This window comes from Enterovibrio gelatinilyticus, from assembly GCF_028683095.1.
GTDB classification, from domain to species: Bacteria; Pseudomonadota; Gammaproteobacteria; order Enterobacterales; family Vibrionaceae; genus Enterovibrio; species Enterovibrio gelatinilyticus.
Window position 1 is genome coordinate 1 of the sequence record NZ_JAJUBC010000025.1, and the last position, 22,261, is coordinate 22,261.

At 47.8% G+C, this 22,261-nt stretch carries 23 protein-coding genes; 9 read left to right on the top strand and 14 right to left on the bottom strand.

Annotation, left to right across the window (positions count from 1 at the left end; genetic code table 11):
- Positions 1-45 precede the first annotated feature (45 nt).
- From LRP50_RS18470 to LRP50_RS18480, 3 genes are all read right to left on the bottom strand, one after another.
- Complete coding sequence (locus tag LRP50_RS18470) at positions 46-1,530, bottom strand: carbon starvation CstA family protein (protein WP_274165928.1); 1,485 nt, start codon at positions 1,528-1,530, stop codon at positions 46-48.
- A gap of 196 nt (positions 1,531-1,726) precedes the next feature.
- A complete protein-coding gene (locus tag LRP50_RS18475) occupies positions 1,727-3,088 on the bottom strand; it encodes a permease (RefSeq protein WP_274165929.1) in 1,362 nt (453 codons plus the stop codon).
- 158 nt (positions 3,089-3,246) lie between these two features.
- Positions 3,247-3,495: a hypothetical protein gene (locus tag LRP50_RS18480; RefSeq protein ID WP_274165930.1), complete on the bottom strand. Its 249-nt coding sequence runs from the start codon at positions 3,493-3,495 to the stop codon at positions 3,247-3,249.
- A gap of 266 nt (positions 3,496-3,761) precedes the next feature.
- Between LRP50_RS18480 and LRP50_RS18485 the strand changes: the two genes are divergently transcribed.
- The gene (locus LRP50_RS18485) at positions 3,762-4,058 is read left to right on the top strand and encodes a winged helix-turn-helix domain-containing protein (RefSeq protein WP_274165931.1); all 297 of its coding nucleotides are present in this window, start codon (positions 3,762-3,764) and stop codon (positions 4,056-4,058) included.
- A gap of 87 nt (positions 4,059-4,145) precedes the next feature.
- On the opposite strand, the gene fabV is transcribed toward LRP50_RS18485, so the two are convergent.
- From fabV to mobB, 3 genes are all read right to left on the bottom strand, one after another.
- The gene (gene fabV / locus LRP50_RS18490; RefSeq protein ID WP_274165932.1) at positions 4,146-5,339 is read right to left on the bottom strand and encodes an enoyl-ACP reductase FabV; all 1,194 of its coding nucleotides are present in this window, start codon (positions 5,337-5,339) and stop codon (positions 4,146-4,148) included.
- 2 nt (positions 5,340-5,341) lie between these two features.
- A complete protein-coding gene (locus tag LRP50_RS18495; RefSeq protein ID WP_274165933.1) occupies positions 5,342-5,797 on the bottom strand; it encodes a methylglyoxal synthase in 456 nt (151 codons plus the stop codon).
- A 153-nt stretch (positions 5,798-5,950) separates the two neighbouring features.
- Positions 5,951-6,553, bottom strand: coding sequence for a molybdopterin-guanine dinucleotide biosynthesis protein B (gene mobB, locus LRP50_RS18500; protein WP_274165934.1), 603 nt, complete (start codon positions 6,551-6,553; stop codon positions 5,951-5,953).
- A 260-nt stretch (positions 6,554-6,813) separates the two neighbouring features.
- On the opposite strand from mobB, the gene LRP50_RS18505 reads away from it, so the two are divergent.
- From LRP50_RS18505 to LRP50_RS18530, 6 genes are all read left to right on the top strand, one after another.
- Positions 6,814-7,326 (top strand): hypothetical protein, encoded by a 513-nt coding sequence (locus tag LRP50_RS18505; RefSeq protein WP_274165935.1) that lies wholly within the window; start codon positions 6,814-6,816, stop codon positions 7,324-7,326.
- 150 nt (positions 7,327-7,476) lie between these two features.
- Positions 7,477-8,565 (top strand): endonuclease/exonuclease/phosphatase family protein, encoded by a 1,089-nt coding sequence (locus LRP50_RS18510; RefSeq protein WP_274165936.1) that lies wholly within the window; start codon positions 7,477-7,479, stop codon positions 8,563-8,565.
- A 167-nt stretch (positions 8,566-8,732) separates the two neighbouring features.
- The gene (locus LRP50_RS18515; RefSeq protein ID WP_274165937.1) at positions 8,733-9,731 is read left to right on the top strand and encodes a BMP family lipoprotein; all 999 of its coding nucleotides are present in this window, start codon (positions 8,733-8,735) and stop codon (positions 9,729-9,731) included.
- Between the two features lie 262 nt (positions 9,732-9,993).
- Positions 9,994-11,538 carry an ABC transporter ATP-binding protein gene (locus tag LRP50_RS18520; protein WP_274165938.1) on the top strand — a complete coding sequence of 515 codons (1,545 nt, stop codon included), beginning with the start codon at positions 9,994-9,996 and terminating at the stop codon, positions 11,536-11,538.
- Positions 11,535-12,668: an ABC transporter permease gene (locus tag LRP50_RS18525; RefSeq protein ID WP_274165939.1), complete on the top strand. Its 1,134-nt coding sequence runs from the start codon at positions 11,535-11,537 to the stop codon at positions 12,666-12,668. Before LRP50_RS18520 ends, LRP50_RS18525 begins: the two co-directional genes overlap by 4 nt.
- Positions 12,655-13,629: an ABC transporter permease gene (locus LRP50_RS18530; RefSeq protein ID WP_274165940.1), complete on the top strand. Its 975-nt coding sequence runs from the start codon at positions 12,655-12,657 to the stop codon at positions 13,627-13,629. Before LRP50_RS18525 ends, LRP50_RS18530 begins: the two co-directional genes overlap by 14 nt.
- Positions 13,630-13,740: 111 nt before the next feature.
- Here the strand turns inward: LRP50_RS18530 and LRP50_RS18535 are convergent, their stop codons facing one another.
- From LRP50_RS18535 to LRP50_RS18550, 4 genes are all read right to left on the bottom strand, one after another.
- Complete coding sequence (locus LRP50_RS18535; protein ID WP_337992923.1) at positions 13,741-14,757, bottom strand: hemolysin family protein; 1,017 nt, start codon at positions 14,755-14,757, stop codon at positions 13,741-13,743.
- Positions 14,757-16,133, bottom strand: coding sequence for a hemolysin family protein (locus tag LRP50_RS18540; RefSeq protein ID WP_274165942.1), 1,377 nt, complete (start codon positions 16,131-16,133; stop codon positions 14,757-14,759). Before LRP50_RS18540 ends, LRP50_RS18535 begins: the two co-directional genes overlap by 1 nt.
- A gap of 504 nt (positions 16,134-16,637) precedes the next feature.
- Positions 16,638-17,012, bottom strand: a complete 375-nt coding sequence (locus LRP50_RS18545) for a hypothetical protein (RefSeq protein WP_274165943.1) — start codon at positions 17,010-17,012, stop codon at positions 16,638-16,640.
- Between the two features lie 249 nt (positions 17,013-17,261).
- Positions 17,262-17,693 carry a c-type cytochrome gene (locus tag LRP50_RS18550; protein ID WP_274165944.1) on the bottom strand — a complete coding sequence of 144 codons (432 nt, stop codon included), beginning with the start codon at positions 17,691-17,693 and terminating at the stop codon, positions 17,262-17,264.
- 147 nt (positions 17,694-17,840) lie between these two features.
- Between LRP50_RS18550 and LRP50_RS18555 the strand changes: the two genes are divergently transcribed.
- On the top strand, positions 17,841-18,464 hold the full coding sequence (locus LRP50_RS18555; protein ID WP_274165945.1) for a cytochrome b/b6 domain-containing protein: 624 nt from the start codon (positions 17,841-17,843) through the stop codon (positions 18,462-18,464).
- A gap of 17 nt (positions 18,465-18,481) precedes the next feature.
- On the top strand, positions 18,482-18,910 hold the full coding sequence (locus LRP50_RS18560; protein ID WP_274165946.1) for a MarR family winged helix-turn-helix transcriptional regulator: 429 nt from the start codon (positions 18,482-18,484) through the stop codon (positions 18,908-18,910).
- A 68-nt stretch (positions 18,911-18,978) separates the two neighbouring features.
- Here LRP50_RS18560 and LRP50_RS18565 read toward each other — a convergent pair whose 3' ends face one another.
- From LRP50_RS18565 to LRP50_RS18580, 4 genes are all read right to left on the bottom strand, one after another.
- Positions 18,979-19,404 (bottom strand): GFA family protein, encoded by a 426-nt coding sequence (locus LRP50_RS18565; RefSeq protein ID WP_274165947.1) that lies wholly within the window; start codon positions 19,402-19,404, stop codon positions 18,979-18,981.
- 87 nt (positions 19,405-19,491) lie between these two features.
- The gene (locus tag LRP50_RS18570; protein ID WP_274165948.1) at positions 19,492-19,749 is read right to left on the bottom strand and encodes a hypothetical protein; all 258 of its coding nucleotides are present in this window, start codon (positions 19,747-19,749) and stop codon (positions 19,492-19,494) included.
- 49 nt (positions 19,750-19,798) lie between these two features.
- The gene (locus LRP50_RS18575) at positions 19,799-20,050 is read right to left on the bottom strand and encodes a hypothetical protein (protein ID WP_274165949.1); all 252 of its coding nucleotides are present in this window, start codon (positions 20,048-20,050) and stop codon (positions 19,799-19,801) included.
- A gap of 138 nt (positions 20,051-20,188) precedes the next feature.
- On the bottom strand, positions 20,189-22,018 hold the full coding sequence (locus LRP50_RS18580; protein ID WP_274165950.1) for an ABC transporter ATP-binding protein: 1,830 nt from the start codon (positions 22,016-22,018) through the stop codon (positions 20,189-20,191).
- Positions 22,019-22,261: the final 243 nt, after the last annotated feature.

The window sequence follows — 22,261 nt, forward strand, 5'->3', positions numbered from 1 at the left end:
AATGCAGGCTCTTGATATCGCTCTAGCGGTTAGGTGAATTGGAGGTTAGGCAGTTTTCGTCACAACCTCGGGTTTCTCTTCATCGGCATAGTCAGTTTCACCTTTGCCTTTGGATTTCTTAATCACATAGCCTGTCACGAACAGGGTGAACAGAATGCCTGCGATGGTGGAAATGTTCATTGGTAAGCCAAAACCCAATGCTGCGTTGTTTAGGATAAAGGTCACACACACTGTGGTCATGAACATTGCAGGTACAGTGGCAATCCAATGCAGCTTGTTATGGCGAAGCAAATAAGCGGAAGCAGTCCACAGCATCATCACTGCGGTGGTTTGGTTTGCAAAGCCGAAATAGCGCCAAATAATACCGAAATCCACTTGCGTGAGTATGCCGCCGATAACAAACAGAGGCAGAGCCATGAGCAGGCGGTTACGAAGAGTCTTTTGTTCCATGTTGAAGTATTCGGCAAGGATCAAGCGGCTAGAGCGGAACGCGGTATCGCCTGAGGTAATTGGCAGAATCACCACACCCAAGAAAGCAATAATGCCACCAAACACGCCGAGTAAACCAAATGATGCACCATAGACCACGTTACCTGGGCCGCCGTTCGCGACAGCGTCTTGCAGTGATTCCAGTGAACCGAAGAATGATAGCGCAATCGCACACCAAATCAGGGCAATGATACCTTCACCGATCATCGCGCCGTAGAACACGAAGCGGCCATTTTTTTCATTTTCCATGCAACGCGCCATCAGTGGAGACTGCGTCGCGTGGAAACCCGAGATAGCGCCACATGCAATGGTGATGAACAACGCAGGCCACAACGGCATGTCATTTGGGTTCAAGTTACTGAACATGTCTTTGACTTCAAAACCACCCATGATGGTGTGTTCGTCGGAGACGCCAATCGCAGTGATCAGACCCACTGACATGAAAATCAACAATGCGCCAAAGAACGGATAGAAACGACCGATGATTTTGTCGACTGGCACAATCGTCGCGATGATGTAGTAAGCGAAAATGATGACGACCATAGAGGTCATGCTCACGGTCAGACTGGTTTGGTCGTTGATCAGGTTGGTGATCATGCCCGCAGGCGCTGACACGAATACCACACCAACAAGCAGCAATAAGACAATGGCAAAAATGTTCATAAAATGTTTTGCGCCATTGCCCAAGTAGCGGCCTGTGATGGTCGGCACAGAGGCACCGTCATTACGCACAGAAAGCATACCGGAGAAATAATCGTGAACCGCTCCTGCGAAGACACACCCAACCACAATCCATAGCATGGCAGCAGGGCCATACAGTGCGCCCATGATAGGGCCAAAGATTGGGCCCACACCGGCAATGTTCAGCAATTGAACAAGGTAGACCTTTGGCGTGGACATAGGGACAAAGTCGACACCGTCTGTTTTTGTGTAGGCAGGGGTTTTACGTTGTTCGTTAATACCAAATACTTTTTCAACAAACGCACCGTAAATGAAGTAGCCACCCAGTAACGCGGCGACACAGGTGAGAAACCAAATCATTGCAATCATCCTTATTGAATTAATTCACGTTGCTAAACATACGCTTCGTTGTGCAAGGGTGCATTTGATGGATGGTTGAGTGGTTCTATGGCGTGCTAAGTGGTTGGTGGGTTCTGTGAGTGGTTTTTTATTTTGTTGTTTCTTGGGTTGCTTGGGCGCGAAAAAAAACGGCAAATACAATATTTGCCGTTGGTTGTCACATGCTCATTCCCATACCGGCATTGGCTTTTTTGCCTACTTGGTAATACCAAATTGATAAGGGAATAAAGATAAGGTTCATGATGGTGGTGAAGTTAAAACCTACGCCATCTTGAATCAGAGGTCTGAGGGTTTCGCTGGATACTGATACACCAAATCCTGTGAAGATCGCGTCGATGCAAAGCCCCGTAAACAGAATTCCGCTAAACAACAACCCAATCATCCATTTAGTGGGTCGAGAGCCATAGTATTTTTGATATACGCGCATCATAGGAATGGTCAGAACATCGGCAAGAATAAAACCAATGACCCCACCAAAAGAGATACCACCGTGCCACAGCGCGGCGGCTAACAACAAGTTACCGACCGAGCACACATAGGCGATCATTGCGACAAATATACCGATGATCACATCAAGGAATGAGTGCAGCCAAGCAGGCATATCAACGCTACTGCTGATAAACAGTGCCCGCCAACCATCAAGTGGTACGACAGCAATCAGCACCGAAGAGACCACCACACCAATCAGGATTTCTTTGCCGATCATGGCGAGATCCATGTGAAAGAAGCCAGCGCTCTTGCTGATTTTTGCCATGGAGGGTGAAAGCGGCGCGTTGTGCGGCATTGCCATGTTCATATGTTCATGGCCTTCGTGTTTCACGGAAGACATGTCCATGCCGCAGTCGCTTTCATCATGCTTATCGGCTGGCATTGCCATGTTCATGTGTTCATGGCCTTCATGTTTCATGGAAGACATGTCCATGCCGCAGTCGCTCTCATCATGCTTATCGGCTGGCATTGCCATGTTCATGTGTTCATGGCCTTCATGTTTCATGGAAGACATGTCCATGCCGCAGTCGCTCATGGCGGCCCCGGTGACTTTGGGTTTTTGGTCTGCCTCTAATTTCTGACGAAGCTCTGTTTCTACATCTTTGGGAAAGAAGCGCTCAAACAAGAATGCGATCGCCATAATCAAAATCAACCCACCGATGATTTCCCCCCAAAAGAAGGTCCAGCCCAGCAAGGCAACCAAGACGATGAACATTTCTACAATCAGGTTTGTGCTGGACACCAAAAACGCCATGGCATTGGCAATGGTGGCTTTTTTCATCAGCAACGTGTGAGACATGGAAGCCGCAGCGTAAGAACAAGATGATGAGACAACGCCGAGAAGCGTGGTGAAGGTCAGGCTTTTAAAATTAGTTTGGCCCAGATGCTTGGCAACGGTTTCGACGGGAAGCCAATTGCGAATGAAAGAGGAGAGAATTAAACCAAATGCCAGTGGCCAATAGATTTGCCACACCATGTTGAAGAGCACATCAATGAAGTGAAGAATAACGTTAGAGCCTTCGCCAGCCATTATTGCTTTCTCGCCTTTTGGGTAGTTGCAGCAAAGGGTAGTGGAAGGGGGCAAGGTGACGTGTATCAAAATAGATTATTTTACCCGAGCCACCTTAATGCGTGTTCAGTGCATCAAGGTGGTTCGATCTACCACAGTGTTCAAACAACGTATCGCGGTTAATCTTCGTCGTCTTCCGGTCCCATCACAATGGTGACAGGGCCATAGTAATGATGGTGGTGGTGTGTGGTGCGGTGATGATGGTGTGTGCCCTTATGAGTGTCGACGCCACCGTGCAGGTGGTGACCGTGGCTAGGCTCGTGGTCACGGTATTCCAAGTGGTCTTTATTGTGTTTGTGCTCTACGTCGTCACCATAGGCATGTTCCATGGTTTCATGCGTGGACACTTTGGTTTTTTGTTGCGCCATGGTGGTTCTCCTTAGAAGAAATCGAATCAGTAGTCTGGCACGCATCCGTGATTTTTGACGGGTTAAGCGCGTGTCAATATTGAGAACAAGGCCAGTGAAGTTGGGCATTCCACAAGAGAATTATGGGCAGTGTGATATTGCTTCGAACAATGTATTTGAGTGGCGTAGCGTGAAATACAACACAGTATTGGGCTTAACCAGATGAAATCAGTTTATGCATGCGGGTGAGGGTTTACACTCGAGGTAATTGTTTAGGAGAGTGTCTTTTGAGTAAACCAAGCAAAACCAAAACCAGCTTTTATCGCCGTTTATTGGTGGCCTTTCTCATTGATCAAGGTGTGAACACTGTGCCTGCCATTATCAAAGAAACGGGAATGCCAAGACGCACCGCGCAAGACACGATTGATGCGTTGGAAGAGCTCGATATTGATGTGCAATTTGTTGGCGCAAATAAAAACGGCGGTTATCAAATTCATGATTGGGGCGCAGTAAATCGTGATTGGGTTGCCAAGCATGAAGACCGTATTCGAGAAGCACTGGAATACCCGAAAGCGGAAGCTTAGCGATCGTGCTGTTGCCAACGAATGAAAAAAGCCGCGAATGAACTTAGCGGCTTTTTGATATTTGTTAGATGCAAGTTAAGACGGCGGTTATGGTGTCAGCGCTTTTAACTGTTCGATACTCACAGGGGCTTGGTAATCAACCTCTGGAAAACCAAATCCGTTGAGCTGTAAGAAATCCGTGAGCACACCAGTATAGTCAGCGACTTGGTCAAAGTTATCTGGCGTCATCTCCGCCAAAATCGCGTTCACTTCGTCTTGCACATCTTGTTGAAGTTCCCAATCATCTATGCGGATCAGGCCTTCATCGTCTCTATCCTCATCGTCGTTCCATTTTTGATAGAACAAGCGATCCATCTGTTCAATGCATCCCTCTTGCAAGCCTTTGGCTTTCATCACGCGGTAAAGCGCGAGCAAGTAAGGTGTTAAGCTGGGAATAAACACGCTTGCTTTGGTAACAAGCGCTTTGCAAACGGCTATGTCGGCTTTGCCGTGTATGTCTGACAGCAGCGCATCAATATCGTGACGGGTTTGATGTAAATGAGCTTTCGCAAGGCCCAGTGTGCCGTTGTGGTAAATGGCATGAGTGTGAGCTGGGCCAATGTAAGAATAAGCGACAGTACGACAACCCTCAGACAGCAAATCGTTGTGTTGAAGAAATTGCATCCAACTTAGCCAATCTTCACCGCCCATCACTTTGACGGTATCTTCAATTTCTTGCTCGCTGGCAGGCGGGAGGGTGAGATGGCTTAGGCTGTTATTCTCAAAATTAATGGAATAGCCGTCTACCGCTTGGCCAACGGGTTTGATGGAAGATCGCCAAAACTCACCAGTTTCTGGGTTTGGGCGTATACCCGTAGCGAGGGAATACACCACCAAATCAATTTTTCCGCCGCATTGTGTGCGAATTGTATCGGCCACGGTTTGACGCGTTTGCTCTGAGAAGGCATCTCCGACAATGTTAGAGGTCATTCTACCGGCTTGTTTGGCTGCGTCTCTTACATAAATGTTGTTATACCATCCCGCGCTGCCTATCCCTTTTTCTGATATGCCGCGTTCGAATGACACGCCAATCGTAGAGGCATTGGCAGGGCCAAAGGTCAGAGCAATGCGAGATGCCAGCCCAAATCCAGATGACGCGCCAAGCACCAGTACATTCTTAGGCAGGCCTGGTGTTGGTCGCTGTTGTTGCGCGTGATGAATTTGCGCGTCAATGGCGGCTTTGCATCCAATGGGGTGGCAGTTGCGCGCAATGACCCCTTGAATTTGAGGCTGGATAATCATAGTTAAAGGCGTTCTTCTAAGTAAGAGCTGTAGTCGGGAATTTCAACTTGCACTTCATTGTCCATCAGTGGAGAAGTGATGAGGTAGCGAGCGGTGGCACGGTTAATCGCGACGGGAATGTTCCATACTGCCGCAATGCGCAATAGCGCTTTGACGTCAGGGTCATGCGGAACAGCGCTGAGGGGATCCCAGAAGAAAACCAGCACATCAATTCTCTTTTCACAGATCATTGCTCCTAACTGCTGGTCACCGCCCATTGGGCCACTCATCAATGATGTGATATTAAGGCCTGTTTCACGACTCAAAATCATTCCAGTCGTGCCAGTAGCGAAGAGTTGATGTTGAGAAAGCGCATCTTTGTTTTCTTTCACCCAGCGCAAAAGATCCGTTTTGCAGTGATCATGTGCAACTAGCGCAATTTGTTTGACTTTGCTGACGGTACGATTGGTTGACTTCATGTGATACTGCTTTCCATTGTTGGGATGATGAGTCATTTTGGTGACTTTGTTGGATTTGAGCGACACGATAATCCCTATTTCCAGACATTGATCGTTAAATACTGGATATGGATCGATATTTCGCGGTGATTGAGGCGCTTTTCACTGGGTTATCTACTCGATTGTGTGAGCGGTGCGCGCCGTTTTATCGTTGAAATAGGGAAGGTATTTTTCCTCATCAGAGGCATTGGCTAACCAGTGTCTGACAAACAAGGCAATTTCTTCGGCATTGTTAAGATTCAGTGAATGTATCTCACGCGGTGCCAGTGAATCTAAAGGTTCATCACTGGCGACGGCGACAATATTGGCATCCTCAGCATGCAGTTTGGGTTTGCCATAAGAGGGTCTGTACACCTCAATTTTCGTTAGCACTTCATCACGAAAGCCCTCAACCAGAATGATATCAAGCCGAGAATGATCTAATTGAATCAAGCACTCATGCAGAGAAGGCTCTCGCTCGGGAGTGTCGTGATATTCGAAAAAAAGCATGTGACGTTTTGAGGTGGCGAGAAGTAATTGATCGCTGCCAGCATAACGAAGCCGATAGCTGTCTTTTCGCGGGGAGTCTGGCTCAATGTCATGATGGCTGTGTTTTAACAGGCCAACGCGTAACCCCGCGGCTTTTAAATGTGGGATAACACACTCTAATAGTGTGGTTTTTCCTGAACCGCTAAATCCGGCGAAACCGATAACTGGGGTAGATAGGGAGTGTTGCATCTTATTTAACGCCTACTTTCCAAAAAGTGATAAAGACCAAAATAATTGTGACGAGGTCAGCATTTTTACGTGCACAGCGACGTAGACAAACTACAGTTAGCGTTGTCGTTGCATATTACAGCTAAATTCTAGGGGAGAGTGTATTTGGTCTGGGTTGATCTTATTGCTTAGGGCAAATGATGGATGTCCCTTGCGTTGACAGACCTAAATAGCATTCTCAAATATCAATCGACGACACTAAATTATCATGGAGCGATAATATGTGGGTTACCTTGGATTTTGAAGCGTCAGGTTTAACCGATGCCTCATACCCGATAGAAGTTGGTTTTAGCTTGCCCGATGGGGCAAGTGTTAGCCTACTTATCAACCCAGACTCTTCGCCCGAAGCATGGCAGTATTGGGATGATTACGCAGAGTTTGAAATTCATGGCATTAGCCGTGACTGTTTAAAAATTAATGGTTTGTCGGTTTTTGATGTCTGTGCGCATTTAAATAACACCCTGTGCTATTTCGATGACGTACTGTGCGATAGCCAATGGGATTTGTTTTGGCTGGGTAGGCTTTACAAAGCCGCGCACATGCGACCAACGTTCACGTTAACGGAAGTCGGCCATTGGCTTCACCGTCATGATGGTGTCGACAGAAAAGATTTTTTGAGTGCGCTGGAATCACTAGGTCCAGCACCTCATAGAGCAGAAGCAGATGCTAAACAGATTCGGCGAGCACTGACGATGGTGCTGGAGGGGCAACACAGTCACCAGAGCTGTTCGTAGGTGTTTTCTTTGGCCATTTCGATGTGTCTTGTCGTAATGGCTTATTAATATGAGAAACACTTAAGATCACTTAATACTGTTCGATAGTATTGAGAGTGCGTTACCCTCCGTCTCAATATCTGCATTGACGAAAATCTGGATTCTGACGACATGGTAACGCCTCAACCTCTGCTTCGGTTTGCGACATTTAATGTAGCGATGTCAGCTGACAAGCCCGATTATGTGTTTCGTTTGCTGAGAGAAGCCCATCATCCGCGTTTCAGTCGTATTGCCGCTATTATTCAGCACTGCCAACCTGACGTATTACTGCTCTGCGAATTCGACCATTTAGGTGAGGGCGGGGATGACGGCATGTTGGCTCATTTTCAGTCGCACTACCTTAATGTGTCGCAACATGGGCAACCCCCGATTTCCTATCCTTTCCAGTATCTTCCGCCGACCAATACCGGATTAGCACTGTTTGACGGCGAAGACATCTCTGACACGCCTGAGCGTGCGCAAGGCTTTGGTAAACATCACGGGCAGTATGGCTTTGTGTTACTTAGTAAATTTCCCTTAGACATCAATAATGTTCGAAGTTGGCAGCGTTTCCTTTGGCAAGATATGCCTGAGCACCGCATGCCGCAGGATTATTTTGACCATGAGGTGCTGGCCAAACAGCGCCTATCGTCGAAAAATCATGTGGTAATTCCTGTCAGTGTTGGGGAACAAACCATTCACGTTGTGGCATGCCATCCGACTCCCCCGGTATTTGACGGGCCAGAAAAGAGAAATCTAAAACGCAATGCCGATGAAATTCGTCTATTACACGATATCTTGAACAATGAATCGTATTTGGTGGACGACAACGGTGTGGTGGGAGGTATAGCCCCGAATTCATCATTCGTGGTGATGGGAGATCTGAATGCCGACCCGTATAACGGAGATGGCGACAAAAGCGTAATTACTCAATTGCTTGCGGATAAGAACGTGCAATCCATGCCTACGCCAAGTAGCTATGGCGCCCAGCACTTTATTCGTGGGCGATATATTCACCATAAAGACTGCGCAACACATCAGCGAGGTCTGCGTCTGGATTATGTTTTGCCTTCAAGCAATTTACGCCTCTGCGAAGGTGGCGTGTTTTGGCCTGCCCCGAGCGATCCGACGTTTTCGCTTCTCACGAGTAATGCTAGAAAGGTTCGTGCTTCATCCTCCTCAGATCATCGATTAGTTTGGGTTGATATCGGCCTCATTTAACGTGAGTTGTCCTCCTAATACCTATTTGAAGTCCCAAAAACGAGTGTGGGGTGTGAAAGTGTTCAAGATTTCATCGTTTTGATAGTGGTTAAGGTTCCGTGTGTTGTGAGTTAAATGTTAACGTTGAATCGAAACTATGGATTTCTTCAATGAATGGAGTAGCAAGGATGAAAACGATCACCTCACTGGCAGCAGCAATTACCCTTGGTCTGATGTCAGCATCGGCGTCAGCCGACGCGTTTAAACCTTCTGTGATTTTTGATATGGGTGGTAAGTTCGATAAATCATTCAACCAAGCAGCCTACACGGGCGCAGAAGCGTTTAAAGAAGACACGGGTATCAGCTACGGTGAGTTTGAAATCACCAATGAAGCGCAACGTGAGCAGGCTATGCTGCGTATGGCGCAACGTGGTTTCAGTCCAATCGTTGCCGTGGGCTTTCAACAAGCTCCCATCGTAGAAAAAGTGGCGAAGCAATTCCCTAAAACTCAGTTTGTTATTATCGATGCGGTGGTTGATCTGCCAAACGTACGTTCTGTTGTGTTTAAAGAGCACGAAGGTTCGTTCCTTGTTGGTGCATTGGCAGTCATGAAGAGTGAGAACGACAAAGTCGGCTTTGTTGGCGGAATGGACATTCCTCTGATCCGTAAATTTGCGTGTGGCTATGAGCAAGGCGCGAAATTTCAAGCAGCAGATGCTGACGTGATTCAGAACATGACCGGTTCAACCCCAGCTGCATGGAACAACCCAACGAAGGGTGCAGAGCTTGCAAAATCGCAGTTCGATAAAGGCGTTGATGTGGTTTATGCAGCAGCCGGTGGTACCGGTGTGGGTGTATATCAAGCCGCTGTTGATGAAGGCAAGTTCGCGGTGGGTGTGGATTCAAACCAAAACTACCTCCACCCTGGCGTGATGCTGACCTCTATGGTCAAGCGTGTTGATGTTGCCGTTCAAGATGCATTCAATGACGCTAAAAATGGCGAGTTCACTCCTGGTCTACAAGCACTTGGCTTGAAGGAAGGTGGTGTGGATTGGGCGCTGGATGAGTACAACAAAGATCTCGTGACGCCTGAAATGGAAACGCGCGTGAAACAGATCCGTGACGACATCATTGCTGGAAAAATCGTTGTTCACGATTACTTCAGCTCTGATTCTTGCGAATACTAAGTAGCGACCTCATCGCCCTCTGATCGAGCAATCGGCCATCAGAGGGCGTTTTGTTTTGTTCGCCTTCGTTGTACCTTCTTATATCAATTGGGGTTCAGTAAGCGGTCATATATTTGCACAGGAACAATCGTTAAAAGCAAGGGAGAGACTGCGGTAAGTCGTTATTCTACAGATAAAATCTCTGACGCAGGCTTTGACGCTTTTAACCAGCAAACATGACGGAATACTTGTTCTGATTGGTATTACTTGCCAAGGAGCTGGCATGGCAAACCCCGCAATAGAACTGCGTGACATCAATAAACGTTTTGGTGCAGTACACGCAAACAAAGACATCGACCTTAAAGTGATGCCTGGCACTATTCACGGCATCGTTGGTGAAAACGGGGCGGGTAAGTCGACCCTGATGTCTATCCTTTACGGCTTCTATCAAGCCGATTCTGGGACTATCGAAGTTGATGGCTCCCTCGTGAAAATCAAAGACTCTCAAGACGCGATCTCTCATGGCATTGGTATGGTGCATCAACACTTTATGTTGGTTGAAACCTTTTCAGTGCTAGAAAATGTGATGCTCGGCGCTGAAGGGCACAGTTTATTGAACGTTGCTTCGAGCAATGTGCGTCAAGCATTAGAAAAAATTGAAAGCGACTATGGTTTGTCCGTTAGCCCTGACGCCATCGTAGGCGAGCTAGCAGTTGGTATTCAGCAGCGGGTAGAAATTCTAAAAGCGTTGTATCGCGGCGCTCGCATTCTTATTTTGGACGAACCTACTGGCGTACTGACTCCGCAAGAAATTGAACAGTTTTTTGACATCCTCAACACCCTTAAATCGCAGGGTGTCACCATCATTTTGATTACACACAAGCTTAAAGAAATCATGGCAATCACAGACTCGGTGTCGGTGATGCGTCAAGGTGCTATGGTCGCGCACCGTAATACGGCGGACACCAGTGTCGATGAACTGGCTGAACTCATGGTGGGCCGCAAGGTATTACTCCGTGTTGATAAAGGCGACGCGACACCGGGCGAAGAAAGGCTTCGCGTGGAAAACGTATCTTGGAAAGACAGCCGCGGAGTCAAACGCTTAAAAAACCTTAACTTTCGTTTACGCGCAGGTGAAATTCTGGGTGTGGCGGGCGTGTCTGGAAATGGACAGTCTGAGCTGCTGGCGGTTTTGTCTGGCGTTACAACGCCACAAGAAGGCGAAATGACGCTAAAAACGCGCAAGGGCGAAACGCACTTTGGCCCTTCGAAGAAGCGAAATGCTGGGATCATGCGTCAACTCAGTGTGGGTCATATACCGGAAGACCGTATTCGCCAAGGATTAGTGAAAGCAATGCCTGCCTCTGAAAGCGCCATTTTGGGTTTTCAGAATGACATTGCTTATGGCAAAGGCTTATTGAACCCGGCTGCGATTGAAGCGGCGACGCGGAACATGATGGAAAAATATGATGTTCGCCCCGCGGATCCTCATCTTAAGTCCGCCAATTTCTCTGGGGGTAATCAGCAGAAGTTGATCATCGCGCGTGAAATGCTTCGAGAGCCTGATGTGCTCCTAGTGGGACAGCCTACACGCGGTGTTGATATTGGTGCGATTGAGTTTATTCACCGCAATTTGATCGCGGCTCGCGATGCGGGTGCAGCGATATTGCTGGTGTCGACAGAACTTGAAGAAATCATGTCATTGTCTGATCGAATTATTGTATTGGCAGACGGTGAAATTACCGGTGACGTGGTCGCAAAAGACACGAACGAACGTCAACTCGGTATTTTGATGGCCAATGCCGCGCAAGAGGAGGGTGCAGTATGAGTACTTCTCAGCACAGTGCCCCAACGTGGGTAAAAGTATTTTTAGTGCCGGCACTGCAACTGGCTGTTGCACTTGTTATTTCAAGCCTTGTGGTATTGCTGGTGGGCGAAAGCCCAACGGCGGCGTTTAGTGTGATGATCCAAGGGGCGACGAACCTAGAATATGGCGGCTTGAGCAACACCTTGTATTACGCCACCAACTTTGTGTTTACGGGGTTGGCGGTTGCCATCGCGTTCCACGCCGGCTTGTTTAACATCGGCGGTGAAGGTCAAGCCTATATCGCGGGTTTAGGTATCGGCATATTGATGTTGTTACTGGATGATGTGTTGTCAGTATGGTTGATGGCACCGTTAGCGATTATTGTCGCGGCGGCCTTTGGGGCACTCTGGGGGGCCATACCGGGTTACCTTCAAGCAAAACGTGGGTCGCACATTGTGGTGACCACCATCATGTTTAACTTCATCGCCTTCTCGGTAATGGGTTACGCGCTGGTGGAGCATATCGCGAAATACGGTGGCAACTCGACGGACTCTCGTTACTTCAACCCTGAAGCCGTGTTCCCCAAACTGTATGAACTGGCAGCAAGTTGGGGATACGAACTGCCATTTTCGCTGCTTAACCCTTCTATCCTCTTAGCTCTCGTGGTTGCCTATTTGGTTTGGTTGTTGCTGTTTAGAACACGCCTTGGCTATGCGATTCGTGTCGTTGGGCAGAATGCACAAGCCGCGGAGTATGCGGGGATCGACGCCAAGAAAATTATCATTATTGCCATGACTATTTCCGGCGCTTTAGCGGGATTGATGGCAGTCAATGAGGTTTTTGGCGCACAAAATCGACTGATTTTGAACTTCACGGGTGGTTTTGGTTTTATTGGAATTGCTGTGGCTTTGATGGGGCGTAATCACCCCGCGGGTATTATCGTCGCCGCTTTATTGTTCGGTGCGCTATACCAAGGCGGAACAGAGTTGCAGTTTGAAATGCCAAGTTTGAACCCAGAATTGATCATGGTGATTCAAGGGCTAGTGATTTTCTTCACTGGAGCATTGGATAGGTTGATAAGAAAACCGGTTGAAGGCTTCTTTATGCGTCGAGCATCCAACAAAGAGGAGACCGCCAATGGAAATGTTTAATTGGATACTTTCGTCTGCGGATTCCACCTTACGCCTAGCTGTGCCACTGATCTTTGCCGCAATGGCGGGTATCTTTTCTGAACGCGCAGGGGTTGTGGACATTGGCCTAGAAGGAAAAATGCTGTTTTCAGCGTTTGTTGCGGCAGCGGTTTCTTATGTCACGGGGAACCCTTGGCTAGGCTTAACGGCGGCTGTTTTAGGTTCAATGTTGCTCGCACTTATCCATGGCTATGCCTCTATTACGCAAAAAGGCGATCAGATCATTTCTGGTCTTGCAGTCAACTTCTTTGCCTCAGGGATGACAATAACCCTTGGTCATGCGTGGTTTGAGCGCGGTGGGCAAACGCCCTCTTTAAGCAGTGAACAACGTTTCTTACCTAATGAATTACCGGGTGCAGAATGGTTGGGTGATGCCGTACCTGTGCTAGGGCCTTTTTACCGCGATGTGGTCTCAGGGCACAATGTGTTGGTGTACTTGGCGTTTGTCGCCGTTATCGTGACGTGGTGGGTATTGTTTAGAACTCGCTTTGGTTTGCGCCTACGTGCCGTAGGAGAAGAGCCTAATGCGATTGATACTGCAGGTATCTCGGTGGTTTGGCTTCGCTATCGCGCTGTGCTTATTGCAGGTTTATTGTGTGGTTTAGCGGGTGCGTATTTGTCGACAGCGCAAAACGCGGCGTTTGGTAAAGAAATGACGGCAGGGCAGGGCTACATTGCGCTGGCAGCGGTTATCTTCGGCAAATGGCAACCACGCAACGCATTGTTTGCGTGTTTATTGTTTGGCTTTTTGTCCGCGCTGGAAACGCGAATGCAGGGTGTAGACATTCCGTTTGTTGGTGTGTTGCCAACCCAAGTCTTCTCAGCATTGCCATATGTGTTAACCGTGGTGTTGCTAGCGGGATTCATTGGCAAAGCGGTTGCACCAAAAGCGATTGGTCGACCTTACGAGAAAGAGCGATAAAGAGCCGTGTAAATAGGTTTCATAGAAGCAAAAACGCCACCGAAAAGGTGGCGTTTTTTTGTATACACACCAGCAAAGAGTAGGCGTGACGACGACAAGGTAGCTGAACGATTAGCTCGCGGCTGACGTTGGCAGCACGCGCTTCAGGATATCTGCCAGCGTGACGACACCAATCATCTTGTCGCCTTTGCTCACAACAGCAATCTGCACACTCGCTGCTCGCATACGCGCCAGCGCTTCGTATACCGGTGTGTTGGCATCAAGCACATGCGCTTTACGTGCAACTTCACGTGCAGGTCGGTCAGCAGGTTCCAGCAGGGTATCACGCACGTGAACCACAAGCGGTTTAAGGCCACGGTTGCCGAATACTAAAATACGCATGTGTCCAGACTCCATCGACACCTTGCGAACTTCTGCAACGCTAGCACGCTTGTCGACATGAGCCATCACCTGACCTTCAGTTACCAGCGTTTCAACTGGGATTGAACTCAGGTCAATCAGGCCGGATAGCTGCTTCTGAATACTCGGCTGCAGTGTACCCACTTTGCCGGAGTGCTCTACGAGTTGACGGATGGTATCAATGTCTTGTCCACCCACAGCGGCGCTTTCTACTGGCTCAACGCCAGATGCTTTCACCAGATGGTTCGCAATGCGGTTAATCCAGTTCAGCAGTGGACGCAGCGGCCACACGTAAGCGCGTGCCACGAGACCAATCGCCAGTGCTGATTTCTCTGGGTGCGCAATCGACCAGGACTTAGGAGCCATTTCCCCAACAACGAGGTGAAGGAAGGTCACGACGAACAGCGCAAAACCGAATGATGCACCATCTACCGCCCATTCTGGCATGCCCATTGAGGCAAATACTGGCCCAATCCAATGGTCAACCGCTGGCTTGGTAACTGCACCCAAAGCAAAGGTACAGAAGGTAATACCGAGTTGAGCACCTGCCAACATCAGCGTGAGGTCGTTCATACCGCGCAGCGCAGCACGTGCAGATGCACTTTCAACGGCCATTTCTTCTAGGCGGTGGCGGCGTGCTCCCATCAATGCAAACTCGATGATAACGAAGAAGCCACTCAATATGATGAGGGCAGTGGTCACCAGAGTGACAGTCAACGGATCAGTCATCATTCTTCACCCTCCTCAATTGGATTCTCTACAAGCTTGACGCGCACCTCTGTTGGAACGTGACGCTCAATACGCAACACTTCAACCTCAAGATGGCGCTTAAACAGCTCGCCGGAAGCAAATTCGGATGGGTCGACAGGCAGTTCGATAATCACTGTTTCGCCTTCAGCCGGAAGTGCACCTCGCTCAGCAATCAACATACCGGCGATGGTTTCTACATCGTCTTTCGGCAGGTCGTAGCCAATCGCACGTTCCACTTCGTCAATGTGAACGTCACCTTCCATCAGCCATACGTTGTCGCTTTGTGGAACAACCGCATCAGCCGCGTCTGCGTCGTGCTCGTCGGTGATTTCACCCACGATTTCCATCGCAAGGTCTTCAATTGTTAAAACGCCAGCAAAGCCACCGTATTCGTCAATAATACACGCTAGGTGGTTGGTTGATTTCTCCAACTGGTCGAGGGCGTCGGGCAAGCTCATCAGCGTTGGCAGCACGGTAGCAGGGCGCATCACTGATTCTACGGTGTCGTCAGCGTGACCGGCATCAATACGCGCCAGCACGTCAGGCAGATGAACTACACCCACAGGCGCGTCATCGTCGTTAACCACTGGGTAACGGGTATGTGCTTGCGCCATCAGTGATACAAGCTCAGTCAATGTGGTTTCCGGTTCAACCCAATCCACCTGCGAACGGGGCACCATCGCGTGTTCTACGTCTCGCTCTGGAAAATCCAGTATACGATCCATCATCAATGACAGTTCGACAGGGATATCACCTGTTTCACGCGAGTTAGCGATGATGTGGTGCAAATCTTCTTCCGACGCACTCACGTCAAGGTCGTGAACCGGTTCAATGCGAAACGCGCGAAGAAGAAGGTTTGCTGACTTGTCGAAAAAGCTGATGAAAAAGCCAAACACAGACATGTAAATCAGTGTTGAGCGGGACATCATGCGAGCCATTGGCTCTGCGTTCGCGATAGCGAGGTTTTTCGGGTACAGCTCGCCCATGATCATTTGAACGACCATAGCGACACCCAGAGTGATAACTGTACCTAGAGCGATACCCGCCTCTAGCGATAACCCAAAGCCTTGCAACAATACGCCCAGTGACTGGCCAACAAGTGGCTCTGCAGCGAAACCCAGCACCAGACCAGTTACCGTAATGCCAAGTTGGGCACCGGAAAGCATAAAACTGGTACGTTTGGTCACCTTGAGAGCGCGTTTTGCGGCTTCATCGCCAGTGGCAGCTAGAGTTGCGAGTTTTGCTCTGTCCACGGCCATGTACGCAAACTCTTGGGCAACGAAGTAGCCGTTTGCTGCGATAATAGCCAAGATAAATAGAATGCCGAACAGAAGGGTAAGAAGGGTCTCAATCATTGTTGCGTCCTCCCTTGGTGACAAGAGGCCAGTAAGGTTTGACACAATCGACTAGAGTTGGGGTCCACAAAGTATTCCTAACGTAATAACAGGACGCGCAGTATATTTCCGCAATAACGAATTAGTCTAGTGAATACTCACACAAAACCATGCAAACAAAATGAGACAGTGTCACCCGCGGACATTGGCACCTAAGCAAATACACCACCTTAGCTGTCAACAGAGGCTTCCCTACACGCTTTGACCGTTCAATCGCGTTACCGTCTGTTACAAACTATCACTGCGCAGATTGTGGTTTTTGCGCTCGTTCTAACCGTTAACGCGATGCTTGCGAAGATTTTGGTGACAGGGGAAATCAATGATTTCCCCTCACGAATGGCGCGAAACTAAACACGGTAGAACCAAAAAGGCGTTATCAATCCTAGTTTGATAACGCCTTAATTAGACCATCAAGTTATGCATGATGAACATGTTTAAGCTTGGTGATTACGCGTGGTTTGACGCTTAACCCATGTCGCAATCAGTACAACTTTGTAGTGTGATTTCATGTTCAAAGACGGCTACATCGGCACCTTCTGCCAGCAGCTCAGCGATTTCATCCGCCACTTCTTGCTCATCTTCCACTTTAACTGGATTCGCGAGTTCTTCTTCTGAGTAACCGTAGAAATTCAGTAATAAGTAATCACGCGCTTCGTCTTTAGTACAAGTCACGTTCACCGAAAGATCTGATTCATCGTTGCTTTGCTTGATAATCGCAGCCATTTGCGCGACAACATCATCTTTCATCGCGGCGGTTAACCAACCAAGATCAGTGCTTACTGCGGTTTTTTTACATCTAAAACAAGGGAGTTCATGAAAATAATATTGAAAATCAGTCATAGATAATTTTTCTTCGAGTGTTTGTAGCAAGATTATGAGCGATTTATACCAAAATGCTATCTCAAAAGACATTGAAGACAGGATCCCTATGGGTGATTTTGGGTACAACCCCTTTCAAGCGTCGGCCTCAACGGCTATTGGGTGAAAGGTGCTATCAAAGGTGCTATCAAGGAAGGTGTATGCATCGTTCGCTCAACACCTAAGCAACACCACACTAAGGGTCTGAGATGCTGAGCCAAAGATGAAACGTTACCAGCGCGCTCTATAAGTACGGTGACATCCTCTGCATGTGCTTTGTGCTGCTTCTAAGCCATTTTCAGCACCATTCGCATTCTGCTGTTTAGCTGATTGATAAAGCGCTTGAAACCCTTCGTCCATTTCACTTAACAACTGATTGAATTTTTCTGGCTTACTCCACACGCTTTCTTGCGCTTTGCTTCCTACTTGGCTTCCAGAAGGAAACAGCGCAAATAAAGATTGGCTGTGTTCTTTGAGTTCAGCACTGGTTGATTCCAACGCCGCCCAATCTGTGTTAGCGCCTTCTATGAGTTGATCTGCCTTGTCTGAAAGCGATCCTATGTCGGCGAATGCTTGCTGCCGTGCTTCGATTTGATGTGAGTAGTCTTGTGCGTTAACGAGTAATGGGACAAAGCAGATAAGGCTGATAATCAGTTGTTTCATGGGTGCTGTTCTCATGTTGGGTCAGGGTAGGTATTCAATGAGGGTGAATTTACACTGCAATTATTGCGTATGCAATGGTTGTGGTGTAAATTTGGATTTATGAATTCGAGCTAACCCTATTGAGAGCAGAAAATTGAGAGCAGAAAAATGAAAGTTTGGGATTTATCAACGCGTCTATACCATTGGGCTCAAGCGCTGTTATTTATGGTGTTAATGTTTTCGGGCTTTTCAGGTAATGGCCCCCACGTACAATTGGGCTTGGCGATCATGACGTTGATCATTTGGCGTATGGCATGGGGATTTGTAGGGAGTGAAACCAGTCGCTTCAAACAGTTTCTGCATTCACCCAAACATGTTTTCAACTACCTAAGAGGAAGAGAGAAGAGTCAGCCGGGGCACAACCCCAGTGGTGGCTGGATGGTGATAAGTTTGGTTCTTGCGCTATTTTTGCAGTGTATCTCTGGGCTAGCATTGGCTGGATTTTTTGATGCCTTGCCGCATGCAGACGTGCTGTTGACCGATACGGTCTTTTACTGGTTGGAAATGGTGCATCTACAACTTGCTTATATATTGCCTGCGTTGGTTTTTGTTCATGTTGGTGCCATTTTGATTTACAAGTTTCGTTCAAAGCCACTCACTTGGGCGATGGTGACAGGGAAGCAGAAACCACTAAGCTCAGCACAAGCCGTGATTTTTGTTTCTCAATGGCGAGCATTGTTAGTGTTAGGATTGGCGACATCAGTTACTATGGGAATAGTTGCGTTAGCATGAGTGTGAGTGAGTCTGAAATGGAAATCGAATTTGATAGACAGCGTAGTTTTGGTTGGTTAATCAATGTTGTAGCAAACGACGCTTCAAAGACCTTTGATAATGAGCTAAAGAAGCATGGTTTAACCGTCGCTTTATGGCCCACCCTGATGTGTTTGTGGGAAGAAGAAGGCGTGACTCAGCGTGATATTGCCGCCAAATCTAAAGTCGAAAACTCGACGACGACGAGGACGTTGGACAAGCTAGAAGCGCTTGGATTGGTAGAACGTCAAGCTGATCCAAATAGTCGCCGTTCATTTCGCATTTATCTTACGGATAAAGGTAGAGCGCTAGAGCATGAACTGTTGCCGATTCCTGCCAACGTCAATCAACAGCTTCTCAGAACGTTAGACCTTGAGGAACGCGAAGAGATGATTCGTTTACTGCAAAAATTAGTCGAAAAAATATAATTCGAAGACAATAAAGGGGCTAGATAGCCCCTATGTGTCAACCTGCCATTGTTGTCACGATGTTTTATCTAGTTCAAGGTGCCGAAATACGCTTCAATTTCAGCTTTGGTCATTTCTTTGGTTTCGTTAGAAAAACAATAGTAATGAGGGCGTTGGTCGCTGAAATACTGCATTGTCATCACGGGTTTTTCTAAAAAAGGAAATAAACCGATAGGCATGTTATAGCCGCCAGTACTATTCAAACGATAAAATAAATGAGTGCCACAATGATGACAAAACCCTCTGGTTGCCCAAGGTGAAGATTTGTACTCTTTAATCGACTCCACACCTTCAAACTTAACATCCGTTCCGCATTCAACAGCAAACAACGGACCACCTCCCCACGTTCTGCATGTTTCACAATGACAGACAGTAAACTTGGGATTTATCTCCGTGGCTTCAATCCTCACTTCCCCACATAAACAACTGACTTTTTGGCTGCTTAAATCTGACATTATGTTGATCCCTATTTTGACTGAGGCGACTTCCACTTTACATTCTAAACGCTTAGAGAATGGCAAGGTGTTCCATTGATGACGTGTTTACTTATCTAGCTTTGCGGATGCCTTCTTACCAACAAAGTATCCTGCGCAGAAAATCGCAACAAAGATCACACTTGTTAGCACGTAGGCCAATGCTTCAGGAGCACCTAACCCAAAAGCAAACGTAAAGCTAATACCGAGGAACGCTTCTTTTAGCCACTCTGTCGCAGGTGCGTTAGTGCTTGTGCCTATCATGGCGATAAAGATGAGAAGGGCGATTAAGCCGACTTTCAAGCCGACGAGGGTGGAACGTTGCATAAATGGCTCCCGCTATAAAAACGGGGCCATTATACGATATCTTTTGTTGCTAGAGGCACTGAGCAAGTTGCCCTTTTTTGGTTGCTGCGATCACACAGCCTCGCTCACTATCGGTGGCTGACTTACATTGGCCCATCAATTCACTGGCAGAAGGTGCCATGGCCCCTAGTACTTTCTGAGCATGGCTGACTACTTTACTGCATTGGCTAACAGGAATGGGATCGTAATCTGTGCATGCGGTTAGACCGAACGCAAGTAGGGCGATAAACGTAGATTTTACGGTGAATCTGGTCAATGACATGAGTCCTTCCTTTAATCAGTTTGCTCACTGATAAGGGTAGGAGATGTGTCTTATAAATGCGAAACAGGAGTGGGCAGATAATAAAACAGGCGCAGAAAGCGCCTGTTTTTATGGTATTACGAAAGAGTCATGTTGCGGTTAGTCTCCGATGAAACCGCCTGTTTGATGCTGCCATAATTGTGCATAAATGCCGCCGCTAGCAATCAATTCTTGGTGTGTACCTTCTTCTGCTATCTCGCCGTTATCCAGCACGATCAAGCGATCCATTGCTGCAATCGTTGATAAGCGGTGAGCAATGGCAATCACGGTTTTCCCTTCCATTAGCTGATACAAGCTTTCTTGAATGGCGGCTTCCACTTCTGAGTCCAGTGCGGAGGTGGCTTCATCCAAAATAAGAATCGGTGCATCTTTTAGCAACACGCGAGAAATGGCGACACGTTGACGTTGTCCACCTGACAATTTGACGCCACGTTCTCCCACTTGAGAGTCGTAACCGGTGTTGCCATGAGGGTCAGAGAGGTTTTCAATGAATTGGTGTGCTTGCGCGCGTTGGCTGGCTTCAAGCATTGCCTCTTCACCAGCATCTGGGTTGCCATACAGAATGTTCTCGCGGATCGAGCGATGTAACAACGACGTGTCTTGCGTCACCATGCCAATGTTGGCGCGAAGCGAGTCTTGCGTTACCGCTGAAATGTTCTGTCCATCAATACGGATTTGGCCGCCTTCAACATCATGGAATCGCATCAGAAGGTTAACAAGCGTAGATTTCCCCGCGCCTGAGCGTCCGACTAATCCGACTTTTTCACCCGGCTTAATGTTGAGGTTTAGCTTTTCAATCACGCCTTTGCCTTCGCCATAGTGAAAGCGCACATCGTCGAATGAAATTTCACCTTTTGGCACATCCAAAGCGGGAGCATTTGCTTTGTCGCTCACTTCAACGGGCTTGGACAAGGTTGTCATGCCATCAACCACAGTACCGATGTTTTCAAACAGTGACCCGATCTCCCACATGATCCATTTAGACATGCCGTTAATGCGAAGGGCCAAACTAACAGCAATGGCAATAGCGCCAACGCTAATCGCAGAATCCAACCACAGCCAAATAGAGATAGCAGCAATAGAAAACACCAAGATGTAGTTGATGATTTCTACCGCGATATTAAAGCCCGTAGCCAATCGCATTTGGCGATACACAGTATCAAGGAAGGTGTTCATCCCTTCTTCTGCGTATTCTGTTTCGCGGTCAGTGTGTGAGAAGAGCTTCACTGTCGCGATGTTGGTGTAGCTGTCCACAATGCGCCCTGTCATGAGTGAACGGGCGTCAGCTTGCTCTGTCGACACCGCCTTTAGGCGGGGAACGAAGTATATTTGAATGCCAATATAAGCCAGTAACCAAATCAGAAGAGGGATCATCAGGCGAATGTCTGCTTGCCCAACCATGACTAACATCGCGGTGAAGTAAACGCTGATGTAAACCGCCACATCCAGCAACTTCATGACGGTTTCGCGAATGGAAAGCGCGGTTTGCATGACTTTGGTGGCGATGCGTCCTGCAAAATCGTTTTGGTAAAAACTGATGCTTTGCTTTAGCAAGTAACGGTGCGCCAACCAGCGAATCGACATCGGGTAGTTACCGAGCAGAGATTGGTGCAACACGAGAGAGTGTACCGTCACCAGCAAAGGCATACCGATTAGGACGAGCAAGCCCATGCCAATTAGGGTTGAACCTTCTTGCTCTAAAAAGGTGTCTGGATTTTGACTGGTCAGCCAATCAACCATTTGCCCCATAAAACCAAACAGAGAAACTTCCGCTACCGCAATTAATGCGGTCAGTAGTGACATGGCGACGAGTGGACGCTCAAACCCCTTGGTGTAATGACGGCAAAACGCCAGCAACCCATTAGGAGGTTGTTCCGTTTGGGACTGAGGGAACGCGGCGGTTACCCGTTCAAAAAGTTTATAAATCATGGAACCTTCACGAAAAGAAGAAAGAAGAAACAACACAATGTTGCTAGAAAATCTGTGCCTATGATACGCCGCAACAGCATAAAAGAGCAGCGCGATTGTATGAATTTTCGTTCAGTTAAAGATTCAACTCACTTAAGTAGAACGAGAAAACAAAATACGAAAGCAAGATTAGAAAACCGGATGGGACGCCTCGTTTTATTGGAATGCCGATAGTGAGGCTTCAGGCTGGCATTTGATTACTAA